The sequence below is a fragment of the Streptomyces sp. SID1328 genome (genome assembly GCF_009865595.1).
In the GTDB taxonomy this organism is placed as follows: Bacteria; Actinomycetota; Actinomycetes; order Streptomycetales; family Streptomycetaceae; genus Streptomyces; species Streptomyces griseoluteus.
The window spans coordinates 1-19,234 of the sequence record NZ_WWKH01000701.1 but is presented as its reverse complement, the minus strand read 5'-3'; the positions used below and the strand labels follow the sequence as shown (position 1 = coordinate 19,234).

Genomic DNA, 19,234 nt, shown 5'->3' with positions numbered 1-19,234 from the left:
CGCCACCGGGACAACGGGGACGGGGGGAGCAGGCGGCTGCGGTGCGGGCTCCTTCTTCCTCACCGGCGGAGGCGGGGCGGGCGGCGGGGTCTGCCGCACCACCGGCGCGGACGGCGACGGCTTGGCGATCTCCTTGGCCGGCTTGCTGTCGTTCACCAGTGCCAGGGCCACGGCGGCGGCCGCCACCGCGACCACACCGGTGACGATGCCCGCCTTCAGCGGCGCGCCCAGCCCCTCCGAGGCCGCGCCGCCGCCCGCCGCCCCGCCACCGGTGGACCCGGTCGCGGCAGCGGCGGCACCCGCGGCGCCCACCCCCGCGCCACCGGCGATGACACCGAGCGCCTTGGCGTACCCGGCGGCGCCGAACCAGCCGATGACCGCGATCGGGACGACGGCCGGGATGCCCCCGGCCACTTCCTCGATCTGGGCGGCCGCGAGGCGGCACTTGGCGCACTCCTCCAGGTGCTTGCGCAGCCCGCGCTCGGCCCGGATGCGCAGCTTTCGACGCGCGTAGCCACCGAGCTGGTCGGCGTAGCGCGCGCACTCCTCGTCGTTCACCAGGGTGGCGCTGACGTGCGCCTGGAGGTACGCCTGCTTCAGCCCCTCACGGGCCCGACTGGCCAGGACACGCGTGCCGTTGGCGTCGAGCCCGAACAGCACGGCCACCTCGCTGGGCGACTCGTCCTCCACCTCGGTGTGCCAGAGCACCGCCTGCCAGCGTTCGGGCAGTGAGCGGAACGCCTGCATGGCCAGGGTCTGTTCGGCCTCGTGCATCGCGCGTACGTCGGCACCGAGATCGGCGCCGAAGGCACCCAGGGACCCGGTGTCGTCGGCCACCTCGGCCGCCCTGGAGGCCTGTTGGGCGAACACCGCGAAGTCGTCCACGAGCTGCTCGCGCTTTGCGGACCGCGTCCAGTGCGCGGCGACCCGGCGCACCGAGGTCAGCAGATAGGCGCGCACCGCGTACCCGGGACCCGAACCGCCGCGCACCGCCTGAAGCATGCGGGCGAACACCTCGGCGGTGAGGTCGTCGGCGGTGTGCCCGTCCCGGCAGCAGGTGCGCGCGTAGCGTCGCACCGCGTCCGCGTGCCGTCGGTACAGCTCCTCGTACGCCGAGTCGTCCCCGGCGCGCATGCGCTCGATCAGCTCGCCGTCGGCCGGGGGTGCGTCGGGCGGGGGCGGCAGCGCACTGCCCTCGCGCTGGGCCGGGAGACTCGCCCGCTCGCCGCCGCCGGAAGCGGCCCGACCGCCCTGGCTCGGCACCTGCGGCGAGGTCAGACCCCCGGCCTCCGCGTCACCCCTGCCGTCGGCGCGCGCGCCGTCCCACCCGTCAACGCCCATCGCGTAAAGCCCCCGACACCGGCACAGCCCAGTCCTTTGCGGCTCAGCGTGCCATAGCCGTATTCAGCACCGGTCCACTCGTCCGACCCGTCACTCATCCGAGCGGAAGTTTCACCAACCACCCGCAAACAGTTCCGAACAAGCGCCCCCGGTACGGGGATTCAGCGCGCCGCTACGCGGGCCGGGACCGCAGTCCCTCCAGCAGGATGTCCAGCAGCCGTGCGGAGGCGGCGGCCTGCTGCGCCGCGTCCGGCAGCGAGGGCGCCGCCGTGGCGATCACCAGGAGCACGTCCGACACGGACACGTCGGCCCGCAGCTCCCCGGCCGCCCGGGCGCGCTCCACCAGCCGGCCGACCACGTCCAGCAGCGCCGCCGTACCCGGCTCGCCGCCGCCGTCCACCAGCCGCAGCTCACCCGCACCGGCCTGGGACCGCTGCTGCGGGACCCGCGCCTCGTCGGCCGCCGGAGCACCGCCCTCCTCGGCGACCCCCACCCGCAGCACCTGCGGCGGCAGCAGCCGGCCCGCGCCGGACGCCACCGAGGTGCGCAGGAACCGGGAGAGCGCCGACCACGGCTCGTCCTCCTGGCCCAGCGCGGTCCGCGCCTGCTCGGTCAGCCGCGCCGTCTCCTCCTCGGCGATCCGCCGCACCAGCACGTCCTTGCTGGGGAACCGCCGGTACACCGTGCCCACACCGACCCGCGCCCGCCGCGCCACGTCCTCCATCGGCGCGCCGTACCCCAGCTCGCCGAACACCTCACGCGCCGCCCTCAGCACGTGCTCCAGATTGCGCTGCGCGTCCACCCGCAGCGGCGCCGCGCGCCCGCCGCCGGTCCGTCCGGCCGACGCGAGGGGCGCCGCTGACCAGTGCGTGTCCTGAACATGCATGTCTTCCCCCGGTAATGACGTCTCCCCCCGGAGACTCCCCGCCACTGATTTTCGAAAGCGCGGAAAACTGGCGCCGGTCCTGAGCGGGCCCGCACCCGGCGACCCCCTCGACGACCCTCCCGCACCCCGTCGACACAGCAACATAGTTGAGCGGGAGTCAATTCAGAAGGGGTAGGTTCCGCACAGTGCGCCCCTCGATCGGAGTACGAGCCATTTATGTCCGGATTCCGTACCCCCGCACCTCCGGCCGCCGGTCACACACATTGCCAAGGCTGTGGACAAACAACAGCGCCGGGTGCGTCATGGGATGGTGAAGGAACGCGCGCGCATTCTGGTCGTCGGCGGTGGCTACGTCGGCATGTACACCGCCCTGCGTCTCCAGCGGAAACTGAAACGGCAGCTCAGACACGGTGACATCGAGATCACCGTGGTCAGCCCCGACCCGTACATGACGTACCAGCCGTTCCTCCCCGAGGCGGCCGCCGGCTCGATCTCCCCGCGCCATGTCGTCGTCCCCCTGCGCCGCGTGCTGCCCGAGTGCCGCGTGGTCATCGGCGAGGTCACCGCCGTCGACCACGCCGTACGCACCGCCGCCGTCACCACCCTCGCCACCGAGCGGCACGGCCGCGCCGCCGAGCTCTTCGGCTACGACGAACTCGTCCTCGCCCCCGGCTCCGTCTCCCGCACCCTGCCCGTCCCCGGCCTGGCGGAGCACGCGATCGGCTTCAGGACCGTCGAGGAGGCCATCGGGCTGCGCAACCACGTCATCGAGCAGATGGACATCGCCTCCTCCACCCGCGACCCCGCCCTGCGCGACGCCGCCCTCACCTTCGTCTTCGTCGGCGGCGGCTACGCCGGGGTCGAGGCCCTCGGCGAACTCCAGGACATGGCCCGCTACGCCGCCCGGTACTACGCCAACCTGCGGCCCGAGGACATGAAGTGGGTCCTGGTGGAGGCCACCGACCGGGTGCTGCCCGAGGTCGGCCCCGAACTGGGCCGCCACACGGTCACCCAGCTCCGCCGGCGCAACATCCAGGTGCTGCTGAACACCCGCCTCGAATCCTGCGCCGACCGCGTCGCCGTCCTCAGCGACGGCCGCCGCTTCCCCACCCGCACCGTCGTCTGGACCGCCGGCGTCAAACCCCACCCGGTGCTCGCCGCCACCGACCTCCCCCTCGACCCGCGCGGCAGGCTGCGCTGCACCGCCCAGCTAGCCGTCGAGGGCACCGAGCACGCCTGGGCCGCGGGCGACGCCGCCGCCGTACCCGATGTCACCGCCACCGAGCCCGGTGCCACCACCGCGCCCAACGCCCAGCACGCGCTGCGCCAGGCCAGGGTGCTCGGCGACAACATCGTGCACACCCTGCGCGGCGAACCCCTGCGCACCTACGCCCACCGGCAGCTCGGCTCCGTCGCCTCCCTCGGCCTGCACAAGGGCGTCGCCCAGGTGTACGGCCGCCGGCTCACCGGCCGCCCCGCCTGGCTCCTGCACCGGGCGTACCACCTCAGCCGCGTGCCCACCTTCAACCGCAAGGCCCGCGTGCTCGCCGAATGGACCCTCGCCGGCCTCTTCAAGCGCGAGATCGTCTCCCTCGGCTCACTCGAACACCCGCGGGCCGAGTTCGAACGCGCGGCCGGTGGAAATCCCTCACGGCGGCACCCGGACCCCCCGAAGGGGTCGTCCTGACCGGAGCCGGGAACTCCCCGACCCGTACGGCCGTCTGACGGATGTCGCCGCGGACGGCCACCTGCCAGACTGCTCCACATCCTCGGACGGGCAACAGCCCGCCCTCTGCACACGCGAGGCTTTCCCCACTGTGAACTTCACGCGCTGGAGCGCCCGGCTCCCCGGAACGCAGCGCCGCGCCGCAGCGCGGACCGAGCAGCCGGTCCCCACGGACCGGCGCAGCGAGAGCCCGGTGCCCGCCGCCCGCGCCGGACACCCCGCCTCCGCCGTCGACGGCCTGCCCGCCCGCGAGGTCCTCGACCGCGTTCCGGCCCTCGTCGCCCTGGTCCACGGCCCCGACCACCGCCTCGCCCACGTCAACGCCGCCTACGCCGCCGCGTTCGGCCCCCGCGCCCCCGGCAGCCCGGCCCGCGACACCCTCCCCGAACTCGCCGAGCTGGGCCTGCTACCCCTCCTCGACCAGGTACTGCGCAGCGGCAGACCCCGCACCCTGAAGTCCCGCAGGGCGGTCGACGGCCGCTCCTACACGTTCACCTGCACCCCGGTCACCGGGCACGGCGACCGGGACGCCGGTGTGCTCGTCTTCGCCACCGACGTCACCGACCACGCCGAGGCCGCCGAACGCCTGCGCGCCAGCGAGCGCAGCCAGCGCCAGACCGCCGTCACCCTCCAGCGCTCCCTGCTCCCCCAGGACCTCGAGGAACCCGACGACCTGCGCGTGGCCGCCACCTACCAGCCCGGCGGCACCGAGGCGGCGGTCGGCGGCGACTGGTACGACGTCATCACCCTCGGCGGCGGCCGCACCGCCCTCGTCATCGGCGACGTCATGGGCCGGGGCGTGCGCGCCGCCGCCGTCATGGGCCAGCTCCGCACCGCCGTCCGCGCCTACGCCCGCCTCGACCTCCCCCCGCACGAGGTCCTCCAGCTCCTCGACGGCCTCGCCGTGGAGATCGACGCCAACCAGATCGCCACCTGCGTCTACGCCGTCCACGACCCCAACGAGGGCCGCCTGGTCTACGCCTCCGCCGGCCACCTGCCCATCCTGGTCCGCGACGAGAACGGCGAGGTCCTGCGCGCCGACGAGCCCACCGGCCCTCCGCTGGGCACCGGCGGCTGGGTCCACTCCTCCGGCTCCGTCCCCCTCGGCCCCGGCGCCACCGCCGTCCTCTACACGGACGGCCTGGTCGAACGGCGCGACCAGGACCTCGACGAGGGCATCGCCGCCCTGGCCCGCGCCCTCTCCGGCGCCACCGGCACGCCCCAGGTCGTCTGCGACCGACTGGTCCGCTCGGCCGGCGTCACCGCCGACCACGACGACGACGTGGCCGTCCTCGTCCTCCAGCACCCCCACCGCACCGGCCCCGCCGCCGACCTCTTCCGCAACGCGGCCCTGGACCTCCTCGGCGGCGTCGAGGCCGCCCCGCGCGCCCGCGCCTTCGCCTCCGGCGTGCTCACGAGCTGGCGCTTCCCCACCGAACTCCACGACCTCGGCGTCCTCGCCACCAGCGAACTGGTCGCCAACTCCCTCCAGCACGGCACCCCGCCCATGCGGCTCAGACTGCGACGCACCGACCGCCGCCTGATCATCGAGGTCACCGACGGCGACGACCACCTCCCGCGCCGCCGCCGCGCCGAACCGGCCGACGAGTCCGGGCGCGGCATCGACATCGTCGCCACCATCGCCTCGGGCTGGGGCTCCCGCCGCACCCCGGGCGGCGGCAAGGCGGTCTGGTGCGAGTTCCTCCTCCCGAAGCGCTAGCGCTCCGTACACGCAGAAGGGCCGGAAGCACGTGATGTGCTCCCGGCCCTTCCGCCGTGTGGGCAGGTGCCCTCCTATGCGCTGACCGACTCCGCCGGAGCACCGCCCCGCGCCACGACCCGGCTCTTCGCCTGCGCGGCCCACGGGTGGTCCTGCGCCGGCGTGAGCCGCCGGCCCAGCCGCACCGCCAGCACACTGATCGCCACCGAGAACAGTGCGAACGTCACGATGTACGGCGCGTGCAGCGAGGCACCCAGCGGCCCGCCGATGGCCGGCCCGACCGCCAGTGCCAACTGCTTGACCAGTGCGAACGCGGAGTTGTACTGCCCGGCCATGCCCTCCGGCGCCAGATCGGCGACCAGCGGCGCCACGGTCGGCGACAGCATCGCCTCACCGAGCCCGAACAGCGCGTACGTGGAGACGAAGGCGGCCGTGGCCATCTCCTGGCTGCCGTGTCCGAGGCCCGCGTAACCCGCCGCCAGCCAGGCCACGGTCCAGATCAGGCCGACCACCGCGATCACCCGCGACCGCCGCCGCCGCTCGACCAGCTTCAGCACGGCGAACTGCGCCACGACGATCATCATCGTGTTGGCGGCGAGCGCGGTACCCAGCGTGGACGTGGAGATCCCGGCGGCCTCGACGCCATAGGCGCTCAGACCGGACTCGAACTGTCCGTAGCAGGCGAAGAACAGCACGAAGCCCAGCAGGCAGAGCTGCACCATCGCCCGGTTCTGCACGAGCTGCCGCCAGCCGCCCTTGGCCGAGCCGGAGGGCAGGTCGGTGATGCGCGGGGCCCGCGGCATCCGCACCGTCGCCATCAGCACGGCGAGCAGCAGGAAGATCGTGGCCTCGATGGTGAACAGCACGGTGAAGGAGGAGGCGCGGCTCGTGTCGACCAGGTGACCGCCTATGAGCCCGCCGACGCCCAGACCGAGGTTCTGGAGGAAGAACTGCATGGCGAACGCCCGCGACCGGGTCGCGGTGGTCGAGCAGTCCACGATCATCGTCGCCAGCGCGGGCTGCATCACCGCCTGGCCGGCACCGAGCGCGGCCGCGGTCAGCAGTACGGACACCGCACTGCCCGCCAGCCCCAGGCCCAGGGCGCCGAGCGCGGACAGGACCAGGGCAGCGAGCAGGACGGGCAACGGACCGCGCCGGACGATCGCCCGCCCGGCGAACGGCAACGCGATCAGCGCCGCCACGGCGAAGACGGCGAGCACCAGCCCGGCCGTCATGGCCCCCAGCCCTCGCACCTGCGCCACATAGACGTACAGATACGGGACCGTGAAGCCGAGTCCGAACGCGCTGAGCGCGTTGCCCACGTGGATGCGGGGCATCGCCGCCCCCATCGCCCTGGTCACGTTCACCTCTTCCACAAGTTAGGAGTGAAGACTTCAAAGCTAAAGTTCGAAGCTAAAGAGTACACACCGAAGGACTTCAAAGCAAAGAGACCCCGTGCCATACTCCTTGCCATGGCCGACACCGCCGGCGTTCCGGAGCCGACACTCGAAGAACAGATCGCCGCCTACCAGCGCGAGTTCCAGGACCTCGACCCCCAGGTCGAGGCGATCGTGTCGGCACTGTCCCGGCTGAACCGCCGGATGAACGTGGCCTACAGCCGCCAGACCTCCGAGCTGGGCATCAGCAACGCGGAGTGGGAAGTACTGAAGGCCCTGGTGCTCTCCGGCGCCCCCTACCGGATGGGCCCCGGCGAGCTCGCCAAGCGGCTCGGGCTCACCCCGGCCGCCATGACCCACCGGATCGACCGCATGGTCACCGAGGGCCTGGTCACCCGCGAGCGCGACGAGTCCAACCGCGTCCGTGTCATCGTGGAGCTGACCACCGAGGGCCGCGAGAAGTGGCTCGAGGCGATGCGCCTGGCGACGGTCTTCGAGGAGGACCTGCTCCAGGACCTCACCTCCGGGGAGCGTTCCGTACTGGGAGAGGTCCTCACCCGGCTCCTCCGTCGTGTGGAGCACGCCCAGCCCGACGCCGGGGGCCGGCTCTCCGACCTGGACTGACGGTCCGACCAGGGCCGCTGGAAAAAATCTTGACAGGGGGGCTTGACCCGCCCCCGGCGAGTCCGTAGAGTTCTTCGGGTTGCACGGAGCCGTGACGGTTCCCCGCGACACCTCGCCGCCAGGAGCGGCAACCTCAAACCAACCAGTACGACCATCCCCTGGGATTGCTTTCGGCACGTCCGAATTCAATTCGAATGGGAACCGGCGGCCCGATTAGGAACTGCCGGGGATGATCCGCTAAGGTTTGAGACGTCGGAACGGCCCAGCGGGCCGGGAAGACGACCCCCTCTGACTGGGAATCAGACGCCGAAAGGATCTGATAGAGTCGGAACCGCCGGAAAGGGAAACGCGAAAGCGAAGAACTGGAAAGCACCGAGGAAATCGGATCGGAAAGATCTGATAGAGTCGGAAACACCGAAGGGAAGCCCGGAGGAAAGCCCGAGAGGGTGAGTACAAAGGAAGCGACCGTTCCTTGAGAACTCAACAGCGTGCTAAAAGTCAACGCCAGATATGTTGATAACCCTGTCTCCAGTCATCGACTGGGACGAGGTTCCTTTGAAAAACACAGCGAGGACGCTGTGAACCATCGGACTATTCCTCCGGTGGTTCCGCTCTCGTGTGTGTCGTCCCGATTACGGGAAAACATTCACGGAGAGTTTGATCCTGGCTCAGGACGAACGCTGGCGGCGTGCTTAACACATGCAAGTCGAACGATGAACCACTTCGGTGGGGATTAGTGGCGAACGGGTGAGTAACACGTGGGCAATCTGCCCTTCACTCTGGGACAAGCCCTGGAAACGGGGTCTAATACCGGATAACACTGCGGATCGCATGGTCTGCGGTTAAAAGCTCCGGCGGTGAAGGATGAGCCCGCGGCCTATCAGCTTGTTGGTGAGGTAATGGCTCACCAAGGCGACGACGGGTAGCCGGCCTGAGAGGGCGACCGGCCACACTGGGACTGAGACACGGCCCAGACTCCTACGGGAGGCAGCAGTGGGGAATATTGCACAATGGGCGAAAGCCTGATGCAGCGACGCCGCGTGAGGGATGACGGCCTTCGGGTTGTAAACCTCTTTCAGCAGGGAAGAAGCGAAAGTGACGGTACCTGCAGAAGAAGCGCCGGCTAACTACGTGCCAGCAGCCGCGGTAATACGTAGGGCGCAAGCGTTGTCCGGAATTATTGGGCGTAAAGAGCTCGTAGGCGGCTTGTCACGTCGATTGTGAAAGCCCGAGGCTTAACCTCGGGTCTGCAGTCGATACGGGCTAGCTAGAGTGTGGTAGGGGAGATCGGAATTCCTGGTGTAGCGGTGAAATGCGCAGATATCAGGAGGAACACCGGTGGCGAAGGCGGATCTCTGGGCCATTACTGACGCTGAGGAGCGAAAGCGTGGGGAGCGAACAGGATTAGATACCCTGGTAGTCCACGCCGTAAACGGTGGGAACTAGGTGTTGGCGACATTCCACGTCGTCGGTGCCGCAGCTAACGCATTAAGTTCCCCGCCTGGGGAGTACGGCCGCAAGGCTAAAACTCAAAGGAATTGACGGGGGCCCGCACAAGCAGCGGAGCATGTGGCTTAATTCGACGCAACGCGAAGAACCTTACCAAGGCTTGACATACACCGGAAAGCATCAGAGATGGTGCCCCCCTTGTGGTCGGTGTACAGGTGGTGCATGGCTGTCGTCAGCTCGTGTCGTGAGATGTTGGGTTAAGTCCCGCAACGAGCGCAACCCTTGTTCTGTGTTGCCAGCATGCCCTTCGGGGTGATGGGGACTCACAGGAGACTGCCGGGGTCAACTCGGAGGAAGGTGGGGACGACGTCAAGTCATCATGCCCCTTATGTCTTGGGCTGCACACGTGCTACAATGGCAGGTACAATGAGCTGCGAAACCGTGAGGTGGAGCGAATCTCAAAAAGCCTGTCTCAGTTCGGATTGGGGTCTGCAACTCGACCCCATGAAGTCGGAGTTGCTAGTAATCGCAGATCAGCATTGCTGCGGTGAATACGTTCCCGGGCCTTGTACACACCGCCCGTCACGTCACGAAAGTCGGTAACACCCGAAGCCGGTGGCCCAACCCCTTGTGGGAGGGAGCTGTCGAAGGTGGGACTGGCGATTGGGACGAAGTCGTAACAAGGTAGCCGTACCGGAAGGTGCGGCTGGATCACCTCCTTTCTAAGGAGCACTTCTAGGCCGCCTAGCGGTCCAGAGGCCAGTACATCGGCGAATGTTCGATGCTGGTTGCTCATGGGTGGAACGTTGATTATTCGGCACACTCACTGACTTTCTCCTAGTACTGCTTCGGCGTGGAACGGATGAGGGCAGGGAGAGTGCCGGGCACGCTGTTGGGTGTCTGAGGGAATGAATCCCCTCTTTCGCCGGCCCCAGTGCACTCGAACCGGTTGGTTCGGGGTGATGGGTGGCTGGTCGTTGTTTGAGAACTGCACAGTGGACGCGAGCATCTGTGGCCAAGTTTTTAAGGGCGCACGGTGGATGCCTTGGCACCAGGAACCGATGAAGGACGTGGGAGGCCACGATAGTCCCCGGGGAGCCGTCAACCAGGCTTTGATCCGGGGGTTTCCGAATGGGGAAACCCGGCAGTCGTCATGGGCTGTCACCCGCTGCTGAACACATAGGCAGTGTGGAGGGAACGAGGGGAAGTGAAACATCTCAGTACCCTCAGGAAGAGAAAACAACCGTGATTCCGGGAGTAGTGGCGAGCGAAACCGGATGAGGCCAAACCGTATACGTGTGAGACCCGGCAGGGGTTGCGTGTGCGGGGTTGTGGGATCTCTCTTCTGTCGTCTGCCGGCGACAGGACGAGTCAGAAACCGTTGATGTAGGCGAAGGACATGCGAAAGGTCCGGCGTAGAGGGTAAGACCCCCGTAGTCGAAACATCAGCGGCTCGTTTGAGAGACACCCAAGTAGCACGGGGCCCGAGAAATCCCGTGTGAATCTGGCGGGACCACCCGCTAAGCCTAAATATTCCCTGGTGACCGATAGCGGATAGTACCGTGAGGGAATGGTGAAAAGTACCGCGGGAGCGGAGTGAAATAGTACCTGAAACCGTGTGCCTACAAGCCGTGGGAGCGTCGCGCATTGAGTTTACTCAGTGCGTCGTGACTGCGTGCCTTTTGAAGAATGAGCCTGCGAGTTTGCGGTGTGTTGCGAGGTTAACCCGTGTGGGGAAGCCGTAGCGAAAGCGAGTCCGAACAGGGCGATTCAGTAGCGCGCTCAAGACCCGAAGCGGAGTGATCTAGCCATGGGCAGGTTGAAGCGGAGGTAAGACTTCGTGGAGGACCGAACCCACCAGGGTTGAAAACCTGGGGGATGACCTGTGGTTAGGGGTGAAAGGCCAATCAAACTCCGTGATAGCTGGTTCTCCCCGAAATGCATTTAGGTGCAGCGTCGTGTGTTTCTTGCCGGAGGTAGAGCACTGGATAGGCGATGGGCCCTACCGGGTTACTGACCTTAGCCAAACTCCGAATGCCGGTAAGTGAGAGCACGGCAGTGAGACTGTGGGGGATAAGCTCCATGGTCGAGAGGGAAACAGCCCAGAGCATCGACTAAGGCCCCTAAGCGTACGCTAAGTGGGAAAGGATGTGGAGTCGCAGAGACAACCAGGAGGTTGGCTTAGAAGCAGCCACCCTTGAAAGAGTGCGTAATAGCTCACTGGTCTAGTGATTCCGCGCCGACAATGTAGCGGGGCTCAAGCGTACCGCCGAAGTCGTGTCATTGCAGCAATAAGCCCCAACGGGTGCTGTGATGGGTAGGGGAGCGTCGTCTGCCGGGTGAAGCAGCCGCGGAAGCGAGTTGTGGACGGTTGACGAGTGAGAATGCAGGCATGAGTAGCGATACAAACGTGAGAAACGTTTGCGCCGATTGACTAAGGGTTCCTGGGTCAAGCTGATCTGCCCAGGGTAAGTCGGGACCTAAGGCGAGGCCGACAGGCGTAGTCGATGGATAACCGGTTGATATTCCGGTACCCGCTGTGAAGCGTCAAACATCGAGCATCGTGATGCTAAGGCCGTGAAGCCGTTCCGGACCCTTCGGGGAAAGGAAAGTGGTGGAGCCGCCGGCCCAAGCGGTTAGTAGGTGAGTGATGGGGTGACGCAGGAAGGTAGTCCAGCCCAGGCGGTGGTTGTCCTGGGGTAAGGGTGTAGCCCGAGTGGTAGGCAAATCCGCCACTCATTAAGGGTGAGACCTGATGCCGAGCCGATTGTGGTGAAGTGGATGATCCTATGCTGTCGAGAAAAGCCTCTAGCGAGTTTCATGGCGGCCCGTACCCTAAACCGACTCAGGTGGTCAGGTAGAGAATACCGAGGCGTTCGGGTGAACTATGGTTAAGGAACTCGGCAAAATGCCCCCGTAACTTCGGGAGAAGGGGGGCCATCACTGGTGATCCGTTTTACACGGTGAGCTGGGGGTGGCCGCAGAGACCAGCGAGAAGCGACTGTTTACTAAAAACACAGGTCCGTGCGAAGCCGTAAGGCGATGTATACGGACTGACGCCTGCCCGGTGCTGGAACGTTAAGGGGACCGGTTAGTCCTGTTTCGACAGGGCGAAGCTGAGAACTTAAGCGCCAGTAAACGGCGGTGGTAACTATAACCATCCTAAGGTAGCGAAATTCCTTGTCGGGTAAGTTCCGACCTGCACGAATGGCGTAACGACTTCTCGACTGTCTCAACCATAGGCCCGGTGAAATTGCACTACGAGTAAAGATGCTCGTTTCGCGCAGCAGGACGGAAAGACCCCGGGACCTTTACTACAGTTTGATATTGGTGTTCGGTTCGGCTTGTGTAGGATAGCTGGGAGACTGTGAAGCATGCACGCCAGTGTGTGTGGAGTCGTCGTTGAAATACCAGTCTGGTCGTGCTGGATGTCTAACCTGGGTCCGTGATCCGGATCAGGGACAGTGTCTGATGGGTAGTTTAACTGGGGCGGTTGCCTCCTAAAGAGTAACGGAGGCGCCCAAAGGTTCCCTCAGCCTGGTTGGCAATCAGGTGTTGAGTGTAAGTGCACAAGGGAGCTTGACTGTGAGACCGACGGGTCGAGCAGGGACGAAAGTCGGGACTAGTGATCCGGCGGTGGCTTGTGGAAGCGCCGTCGCTCAACGGATAAAAGGTACCCCGGGGATAACAGGCTGATCTTCCCCAAGAGTCCATATCGACGGGATGGTTTGGCACCTCGATGTCGGCTCGTCGCATCCTGGGGCTGGAGTCGGTCCCAAGGGTTGGGCTGTTCGCCCATTAAAGCGGTACGCGAGCTGGGTTTAGAACGTCGTGAGACAGTTCGGTCCCTATCCGCTGTGCGCGTAGGAATATTGAGAAGGGCTGTCCCTAGTACGAGAGGACCGGGACGGACGAACCTCTGGTGTGCCAGTTGTCCTGCCAAGGGCATGGCTGGTTGGCTACGTTCGGGAGGGATAACCGCTGAAAGCATCTAAGCGGGAAGCCTGCTTCGAGATGAGTATTCCCACCTCCTTGAGAGGGTAAGGCTCCCAGTAGACGACTGGGTTGATAGGCCAGATATGGAAGCCTGGTAACGGGTGGAGTTGACTGGTACTAATAGGCCGAGGGCTTGTCCTCAGTTGCTCGCGTCCACTGTGTTGGTTCTGAAACCACGAACAGCCTCATGTGCCACACATGACGGTTTGATAGTTTCATAGTGTTTCGGTGGTCATAGCGTGAGGGAAACGCCCGGTTACATTCCGAACCCGGAAGCTAAGCCTCACAGCGCCGATGGTACTGCAGGGGGGACCCTGTGGGAGAGTAGGACGCCGCCGAACTAATTTTAAGGGAAACCCCCGCACCTTTGGTGCGGGGGTTTTCTGCGTTCAGGGCCTTTTCGAATGTCAGAAGACGACCTCGGTCGTATTCACGGTTCCGCCCTTGCGGCCGGGGGCGTGCTGGCCGTTCCAGTACAGGTTGGTGTGCGCGATCACCAGTTCCGGGGCCGGCGCGCCGTACAGGCTGAGATCCTCCGTGGTGTGGGCGTCGGCGACGAGCAACGCGTCGTATCCGCGGACCAGGGCTCCCTGGAGCGTGGACCGGACGCAGAAGTCGGTCTGTGCGCCTGTGACGACGAGCCGGCCCACCCGGTGCTCGGCCAGGACGGACTCCAGGGCGGTGTCCTCGAAGGAGTCGCGGTAGCTCTTGTGTACGAGGGGCTCGTCCTCCCGGCGCTTCAACTCGGGGACGAATTCCCAGCCGGTGCTGTCCCGCCACAGCTCGTCGTCGTTGTGCTGTACCCAGATCACCGGCACCTCCTCCGCACGGGCCTTGTCGATCAGCATGTTGATGCGGGCGATGACGCCGTCACGGTCGTGATTGTCGGCAACCACGTCGTTCTGGACGTCGATGACGAGGAGGGCCGTGTTCGGGCGGTCGGAGAGGGTCGTCATGGGGGTCACTTTACGGCGTACTACCGTGGGGGGCATGGGAGTTGTGGGTGGTCAGGAGTATGTGGTGCGGGCTGTGCGGGCTGAGGAGTGGAAGGAGGTGAAGGGGCTGCGGCTGGACGCGCTGCGGGACCCGGTCGCTCATCTCGCGTTCCTGGAGACCTATGAGGTGGCTGCCGCCCGGCCGGACTCGTTCTGGCAGGAGCGGGCCGCTCAGGGGAGTGGGGTGCGGCAGTTCATCGCCGAGGGGCCCGGTGGGGAGTGGGCCGGGTCGGTGACCGTTCTGCTGGAGGAGGCCGGGTCCGAGGACTGGGCCGGGTATGCGGTCGAGCGACGGCAGGGGCATGTCGTCGGGGTCTTCGTGCGTCCCGAGCACCGGGGGAACGGGCTGATCCAGGAGCTGCTGGACGCCGGTGTGGCCTGGGCGTGGGAGCAGGGGGCGGAGCGGGTGCGGCTCTTTGTGCATGCCGACAATCCGCGGGCCCAGGGGGCCTATCTGCGGGCGGGGTTCAAACCGACCGGGTTCGTGGTGTCCTTCTCGAAGAACGAGGACGAGCGGGAGCTGGAGTTCGTGCTAGACCGGTAGGTCCTCGTGGGGCCAGCGGGCGCGGGCCTGTTCGCGGGAGCGGAGCAGGGCCAGCGTCGGCAGGCCCTCGGCCAGGCCGGTGGTGAGCAGCTCGGGGAGCTGCGGGAGGGGGGCGACCGCCGCCACGTCGTCCAGGATCAGGGTGAGTGGTGGGTCGAGCCGACCGGAGGATGACCGTTCGGCCATGCGCCGGCCGTGCTCGACCACGCTGGAGACGAGGGCCGTCAGCAGGGGCATCGCGCCCGGCCGAGTCCTGGGGTCCTCGATGGGTTCACCGACCACATAAAGCGTGCCCCCTTCGTCGACGAAGGAATCCAGGGTGAGCGTGTCGGTTCGGTGTGGGGTGCACGATTCGCGGATGTTGACCGTGAGGAGCGCGGAGAGCGCCCGGCTGGTCAACTCCTGGGCGATGTCCCGGCGTTCCGGGTGCGAGGTGAGGGCCGCCTCCAGCTCGCCCGCGGAGCCGGTGGCCGCCTTGGGATGGGTGCGCAGGGTGCGTACCGCGTCCTGGAGCTGGGTGCCCTGGGTCCAGCGGTGGACGTGGCGGATGGTGCGGCCGTCCAGCGCGGCGGCGTGCAGGAAGCTGCGCAGCAGGGTGGTGGCGGTGTCGGTGACGGCCTGGTCGATGCGGGCCGAGGGCCGGACCGGGGCGAGGAGCGCCGTGGCCCGGCTCAGTGCGGTGGGGCGGTCCTCGCACCCGGCCGTGGGCGACCAGTGCAGGCGGGCCGGGGTGTCGCAGCGGTGGGTGGGGTCGTAGAGGAGGACGGGGCCGAGCTTGGCCCGCGCGTCCTTGGTCTCCTGCCAGAGGGCCGGGTTGGAGGTGACGACCACTGCGGGGCCGGGGGCGTCCTGGAGGGCCGTGAGCGCGGAGGCGTGGCGGATCTCGGGGGTGCCGTAGCGGAGGGGGCCCTGGGGGACCGGAAGCTGCTCCACGACGGGCGGGGGCTGCTCCACAGCCGGCGGGGGCTGCTCCACGACGGGCTGGGGCTTCTCCATGACGACGGGCGCTGCGAGGACCGGCTGCTCGATCCGCGGCTCCCGTACCGCCTTCTCCGCCGCAGGCGCCTCCGAAGGCCGCGCGAGCCGCCGTACCCGCCCTGCGCGCCAGCGGGCCACCGTGCCGAGGACGAAGACCGTCAGGACCAGCAGGATCAGCAACTGGCCGATGAAGAGGCCCCAGAAGAGGCCCCAGCCGGGGAGCTGAGCGGGCGGGGTGCCCGTCCAGGCGCCGGCGATGTCGTGCGGCTGGGCGGCGAGGTGGCGTATGGCCAGCGGGGTGCGGGTGAAGGCCAGCGGGGCCGGCCAGGTGCCCCGCGCGAAGAGGGCCGCCAGGCCGGTGGCCGTCCACACCAGGACCGTCATGCCGAGGAGGAAGGCGAGCAGGCCGACCAGGAGGCCGTCCGGAATACCGCCGCCCTCGCCCGCGCGTCCGGCGTCCCGGCCGCCGCCCCGCTCGTCCGCTCGCACGTGCTCTCCCTACGCCACCGTCGACTCGGAATCGCCCACGTGCTGTTCCACGAAGGCGGCGGCCCGCTGCTCGGCCTCCAGTTCGGCGGCGCGCAGGGCGTCGTCGAAGTCGGCGGAGGACTCGGTCATCGCGCGGTCGGTGAAGACCAGGGGGCGTTCGGTCTCGGTGACCAGGTGTTTGACCACCTGGACGTTGCCGTTGACGTCCCAGACCGCGATGCCGGGGGTGAGCGTCGGGATGATCTCCACGGCCCAGCGGGGCAGGCCGAGGACCCGGCCGGTCGCTCTGGCCTCGTCGGCCTTCTGGGCGTAGATCGTCCTGGTGGAGGCCATCTTGAGGATCGCGGCCGCCTCCTTCGCCGCCGCGCCGTCGACCACGTCGGAGAGGTGGTGGACGACGGCGACGAAGGACAGGCCGAGGCGCCGGCCGAACTTGAGCAGCCGCTGGAACAGCTGCGCCACGAACGGGCTGTTGATGATGTGCCAGGCTTCCTCGACCAGGAAGATGCGCTTCTTGCGGTCGGGCCGGATCCAGGTGTGCTCCAGCCACACGCCGACGATCGCCATGAGGATGGGCATGGCGATGGAGTTGCGGTCGATGTGCGAGAGGTCGAAGACGATCAGCGGGGCGTCCAGGTCGATGCCGACCGTGGTCGGGCCGTCGAACATGCCGCGCAGGTCGCCGTCGACCAGCCGGTCGATCACCAGGGCGACGTCCAGGCCCCAGGCCCGTACGTCGTCTATGGCCACGTTCATCGCCTCGGCGGACTCCGGCTCGGGGTGGCGGAGCTGCTCGACGATGTCGGTGAGGACCGGCTGGCGGTCGACGATGGTCTCGTTGACGTAGGAGTGCGCGACCTTGAGGGCGAAGCCTGAGCGTTCGTCCAGGCCGTGGCCGAGGGCGACCTCGATGATCGTGCGGAGCAGCGCGAGCTGGCCGGTGGTAGTGATCGCGGGGTCGAGCGGGTTGAGCCGGATGCCGTGGTTGAGCGCGGCGGTCGGGTCGAGCCGGATGGGGGTTATCCCCAGCTCCTCCGCGATGAGGTTCCATTCGCCGACCCCGTCCTCGCCCTGGGCGTCCAGGACGACGACCTGGCGGTCCTTGAAGCGGAGCTGGCGCAGCACGTACGTCTTCTCCAGCGCCGACTTGCCGTTGCCGGACTCGCCGAGGACGAGCCAGTGCGGGGCCGGGAGCTGCTGGCCGTAGAGCTGGAAGGGGTCGTAGATGTAGCCCTTCCCGGAGTAGACCTCGCGGCCGATGATGACGCCTGAGTCGCCGAGGCCGGGGGCGGCCGTCGGCAGGTAGACCGCCTGGGCCTGCCCGGTGGAGGTGCGCACCGGGAGGCGGGTGGTCTCGACCTTCCCGAAGAGGAAGGACGTGAAGGCGTCGGTGAGGACGGACAGCGGATCTCGCATGGAGAGCCTCTACCTTCGGATGCCGGTGGCGAACGGGAGGGTGTTCACGAACGCGCGGTGGTGCTCGCGGTCGCACCACTCCAGCTTCAGGTACGACTTGCCCGCCGAGGCGCGGATCGTGCGCTTGTCGCGGTTGAGCGCCTCGGGGGAGCGGGCGGAGACGGTGATGTAGCCGACGAGGTTGACGCCGGCGGCTCCGCTGGCGAGGTCCTCGCCGCGCTGGTCGAGGCGGGAGTGGGCGGCGACGTCGCGCGGGTCGACGGTGCGGTTCATCTTGGCGGCGCGGGACGCCTCGGCCTCGTCGTTGGTCTTCTCCGTCAGCATGCGCTCGATGGCGACCTCGGTGGGTTCGAGGTCCATGGTGACGGCGACGGTGCGGATCACGTCCGGGGTGTGGACGAGGAGGGGGGCGAGGAAGTTGACGCCGACGGGGGTCATCGGCCATTCCTTCACCCAGGCGGTGGCGTGGCACCAGGGGGCGCGGGTGGTGGACTCGCGGGTCTTGGCCTGGAGGTAGGTGGGCTCCATGGCGTTCAGCTCGGCGGGCCAGGCGTTGCGCTGGGTCATGGCCTGGATGTGGTCGATGGGGTGGTCCGGGTCGTACATGGAGTGGATCAGGGAGGAGAGGCGGCTCTGTCCGAGGGGCTGGCGGACCCGGATGTCGGCTTCCTGGAGGCGGGAGCAGATGTCGGTCAGCTCGCGGGCCATGACGATGGCGAGTCCGGCGTCGCGGTCGAGCTTGCGGCCGGCCTGGGGGCGGGCGGCGCGGGCCATGGCGTGCGCCTCGGCGGCCAGGTCGCGGCTGTAGCTCATGCAGGCGACGAGGTAGGCACGGTGCTGCTCGCTGCTGGTGGACACCATGGACTGGAGCTGGTCGTAGGACCGCTGGAGCCACTCGGGGGAGCGGCCGTCGCCGCGCAGGACGACGTCCTTGGCGTGGGCGTCGGGGTCGGCGGGCAGCGTGCGGGCGAGCATCTGGATGCGGGTGACGAAGCCGTCGCCGTTGGCCACGTGCTTGAGGAGGGTGCCGAAGCGGTCGACGAGGGCTTCCTGGTCCTCGGAGTCGCGCAGGCCGACGCCGGGGCCCTCGATCTCGATGGCGGCGGTGACGGTCTTGCGGTCGGCGTGCAGCAGTACGGCGATCTCGTCGGGGCCGAAGGGCGCGGCGAGCCAGGTGATGCGGCCGATGCCGGGGGGCGGGCCGATCTCGACCTCGCGGCCGTCGAGGCGGATGCCGGCCTCCATGACGGGGGAGCGGTAGACGGCCTGGCGCTTGACGGTGCGCTTGTAGGAGCGGTTGATCTCGAACCACTTGTAGAAGGTGCGGCGCTTGTACGGCACGTAGACCGCGGCGACCGCGAGCATCGGGAGGCCGCTGAGGAGCGCGATGCGCAGGGGGAGGGCGGGTACGAGGAGGCCGCACATCATGCCGAGGAACGCGCCGACGACGATCAGCGCGATCTCACCGGACTCGCGGTTGCGGCCGATGATCGCGTTGGGCCGGGCGCGGCCGATGAGATACGTACGGCGGGGCGAGACCGGATGGGACAGGTGGGCCTCGGTCGTCAACGCCCTTCACCTCCAGAGCGGTTGGTGCTGCTGTTGCGGGTGTTGCCTGCGTGCGGGGTGTTGACCGGGCTGGGTGCGCGGGGCGCGGGGGCCGCGGCGGGGGC

At 67.8% G+C, this 19,234-nt stretch carries 11 protein-coding genes and 3 rRNA genes; 7 read left to right on the top strand and 7 right to left on the bottom strand.

Annotation, left to right across the window (positions count from 1 at the left end; all coding sequences use genetic code 11):
* Together GT030_RS22305 and GT030_RS22300 are read right to left on the bottom strand one after the other, a co-directional pair.
* A partial coding sequence (locus GT030_RS22305) for a sigma-70 family RNA polymerase sigma factor (protein ID WP_161202610.1) occupies positions 1 to 1,341 on the bottom strand: 1,341 nt, incomplete at its 3' end.
* A 172-nt stretch (positions 1,342 to 1,513) separates the two neighbouring features.
* Positions 1,514 to 2,227: a TetR/AcrR family transcriptional regulator gene (locus tag GT030_RS22300; protein WP_078858666.1), complete on the bottom strand. Its 714-nt coding sequence runs from the start codon at positions 2,225 to 2,227 to the stop codon at positions 1,514 to 1,516.
* A gap of 307 nt (positions 2,228 to 2,534) precedes the next feature.
* On the opposite strand from GT030_RS22300, the gene GT030_RS22295 reads away from it, so the two are divergent.
* Both GT030_RS22295 and GT030_RS22290 read left to right on the top strand, forming a co-directional pair.
* A complete protein-coding gene (locus GT030_RS22295; protein ID WP_161202609.1) occupies positions 2,535 to 3,914 on the top strand; it encodes an NAD(P)/FAD-dependent oxidoreductase in 1,380 nt (459 codons plus the stop codon).
* A gap of 130 nt (positions 3,915 to 4,044) precedes the next feature.
* Positions 4,045 to 5,673, top strand: coding sequence for a SpoIIE family protein phosphatase (locus GT030_RS22290; RefSeq protein ID WP_161202608.1), 1,629 nt, complete (start codon positions 4,045 to 4,047; stop codon positions 5,671 to 5,673).
* A 74-nt stretch (positions 5,674 to 5,747) separates the two neighbouring features.
* On the opposite strand, the gene GT030_RS22285 is transcribed toward GT030_RS22290, so the two are convergent.
* Positions 5,748 to 7,010, bottom strand: a complete 1,263-nt coding sequence (locus tag GT030_RS22285) for an MFS transporter (RefSeq protein ID WP_202460423.1) — start codon at positions 7,008 to 7,010, stop codon at positions 5,748 to 5,750.
* 135 nt (positions 7,011 to 7,145) lie between these two features.
* Between GT030_RS22285 and GT030_RS22280 the strand changes: the two genes are divergently transcribed.
* The 4 genes from GT030_RS22280 (at position 7,146) to rrf (ending at position 13,480) form a co-directional block, all read left to right on the top strand.
* Positions 7,146 to 7,694 (top strand): MarR family transcriptional regulator, encoded by a 549-nt coding sequence (locus tag GT030_RS22280; RefSeq protein ID WP_161202607.1) that lies wholly within the window; start codon positions 7,146 to 7,148, stop codon positions 7,692 to 7,694.
* Between the two features lie 645 nt (positions 7,695 to 8,339).
* Positions 8,340 to 9,865, top strand: a 16S ribosomal RNA gene (locus GT030_RS22275).
* Positions 9,866 to 10,156: 291 nt separating this feature from the next.
* Positions 10,157 to 13,280, top strand: a 23S ribosomal RNA gene (locus tag GT030_RS22270).
* 83 nt (positions 13,281 to 13,363) lie between these two features.
* Positions 13,364 to 13,480 (top strand): 5S ribosomal RNA (gene rrf, locus GT030_RS22265).
* The 16S, 23S and 5S rRNA genes sit together here, the layout of an rRNA operon.
* Before the next feature lie 66 nt (positions 13,481 to 13,546).
* Here rrf and GT030_RS22260 read toward each other — a convergent pair.
* A complete protein-coding gene (locus tag GT030_RS22260; protein WP_161202606.1) occupies positions 13,547 to 14,095 on the bottom strand; it encodes a cysteine hydrolase family protein in 549 nt (182 codons plus the stop codon).
* 34 nt (positions 14,096 to 14,129) lie between these two features.
* On the opposite strand from GT030_RS22260, the gene GT030_RS22255 reads away from it, so the two are divergent.
* A complete protein-coding gene (locus tag GT030_RS22255) occupies positions 14,130 to 14,678 on the top strand; it encodes a GNAT family N-acetyltransferase (RefSeq protein WP_202460421.1) in 549 nt (182 codons plus the stop codon).
* On the opposite strand, the gene GT030_RS22250 is transcribed toward GT030_RS22255, so the two are convergent.
* From GT030_RS22250 to GT030_RS22240, 3 genes are read right to left on the bottom strand one after another with little or no spacing between them, the layout of a single operon-like run.
* Entirely contained in the window at positions 14,667 to 16,145 is a 1,479-nt protein-coding gene (locus GT030_RS22250; RefSeq protein ID WP_161202605.1) for a type IV secretory system conjugative DNA transfer family protein, read from the bottom strand. The genes GT030_RS22255 and GT030_RS22250 overlap by 12 nt on opposite strands.
* 9 nt (positions 16,146 to 16,154) lie before the next feature.
* On the bottom strand, positions 16,155 to 17,561 hold the full coding sequence (locus GT030_RS22245) for an ATP-binding protein (RefSeq protein WP_135787941.1): 1,407 nt from the start codon (positions 17,559 to 17,561) through the stop codon (positions 16,155 to 16,157).
* A gap of 9 nt (positions 17,562 to 17,570) precedes the next feature.
* Positions 17,571 to 19,130, bottom strand: coding sequence for an SCO6880 family protein (locus GT030_RS22240; RefSeq protein WP_161202604.1), 1,560 nt, complete (start codon positions 19,128 to 19,130; stop codon positions 17,571 to 17,573).
* Positions 19,131 to 19,234: the final 104 nt, after the last annotated feature.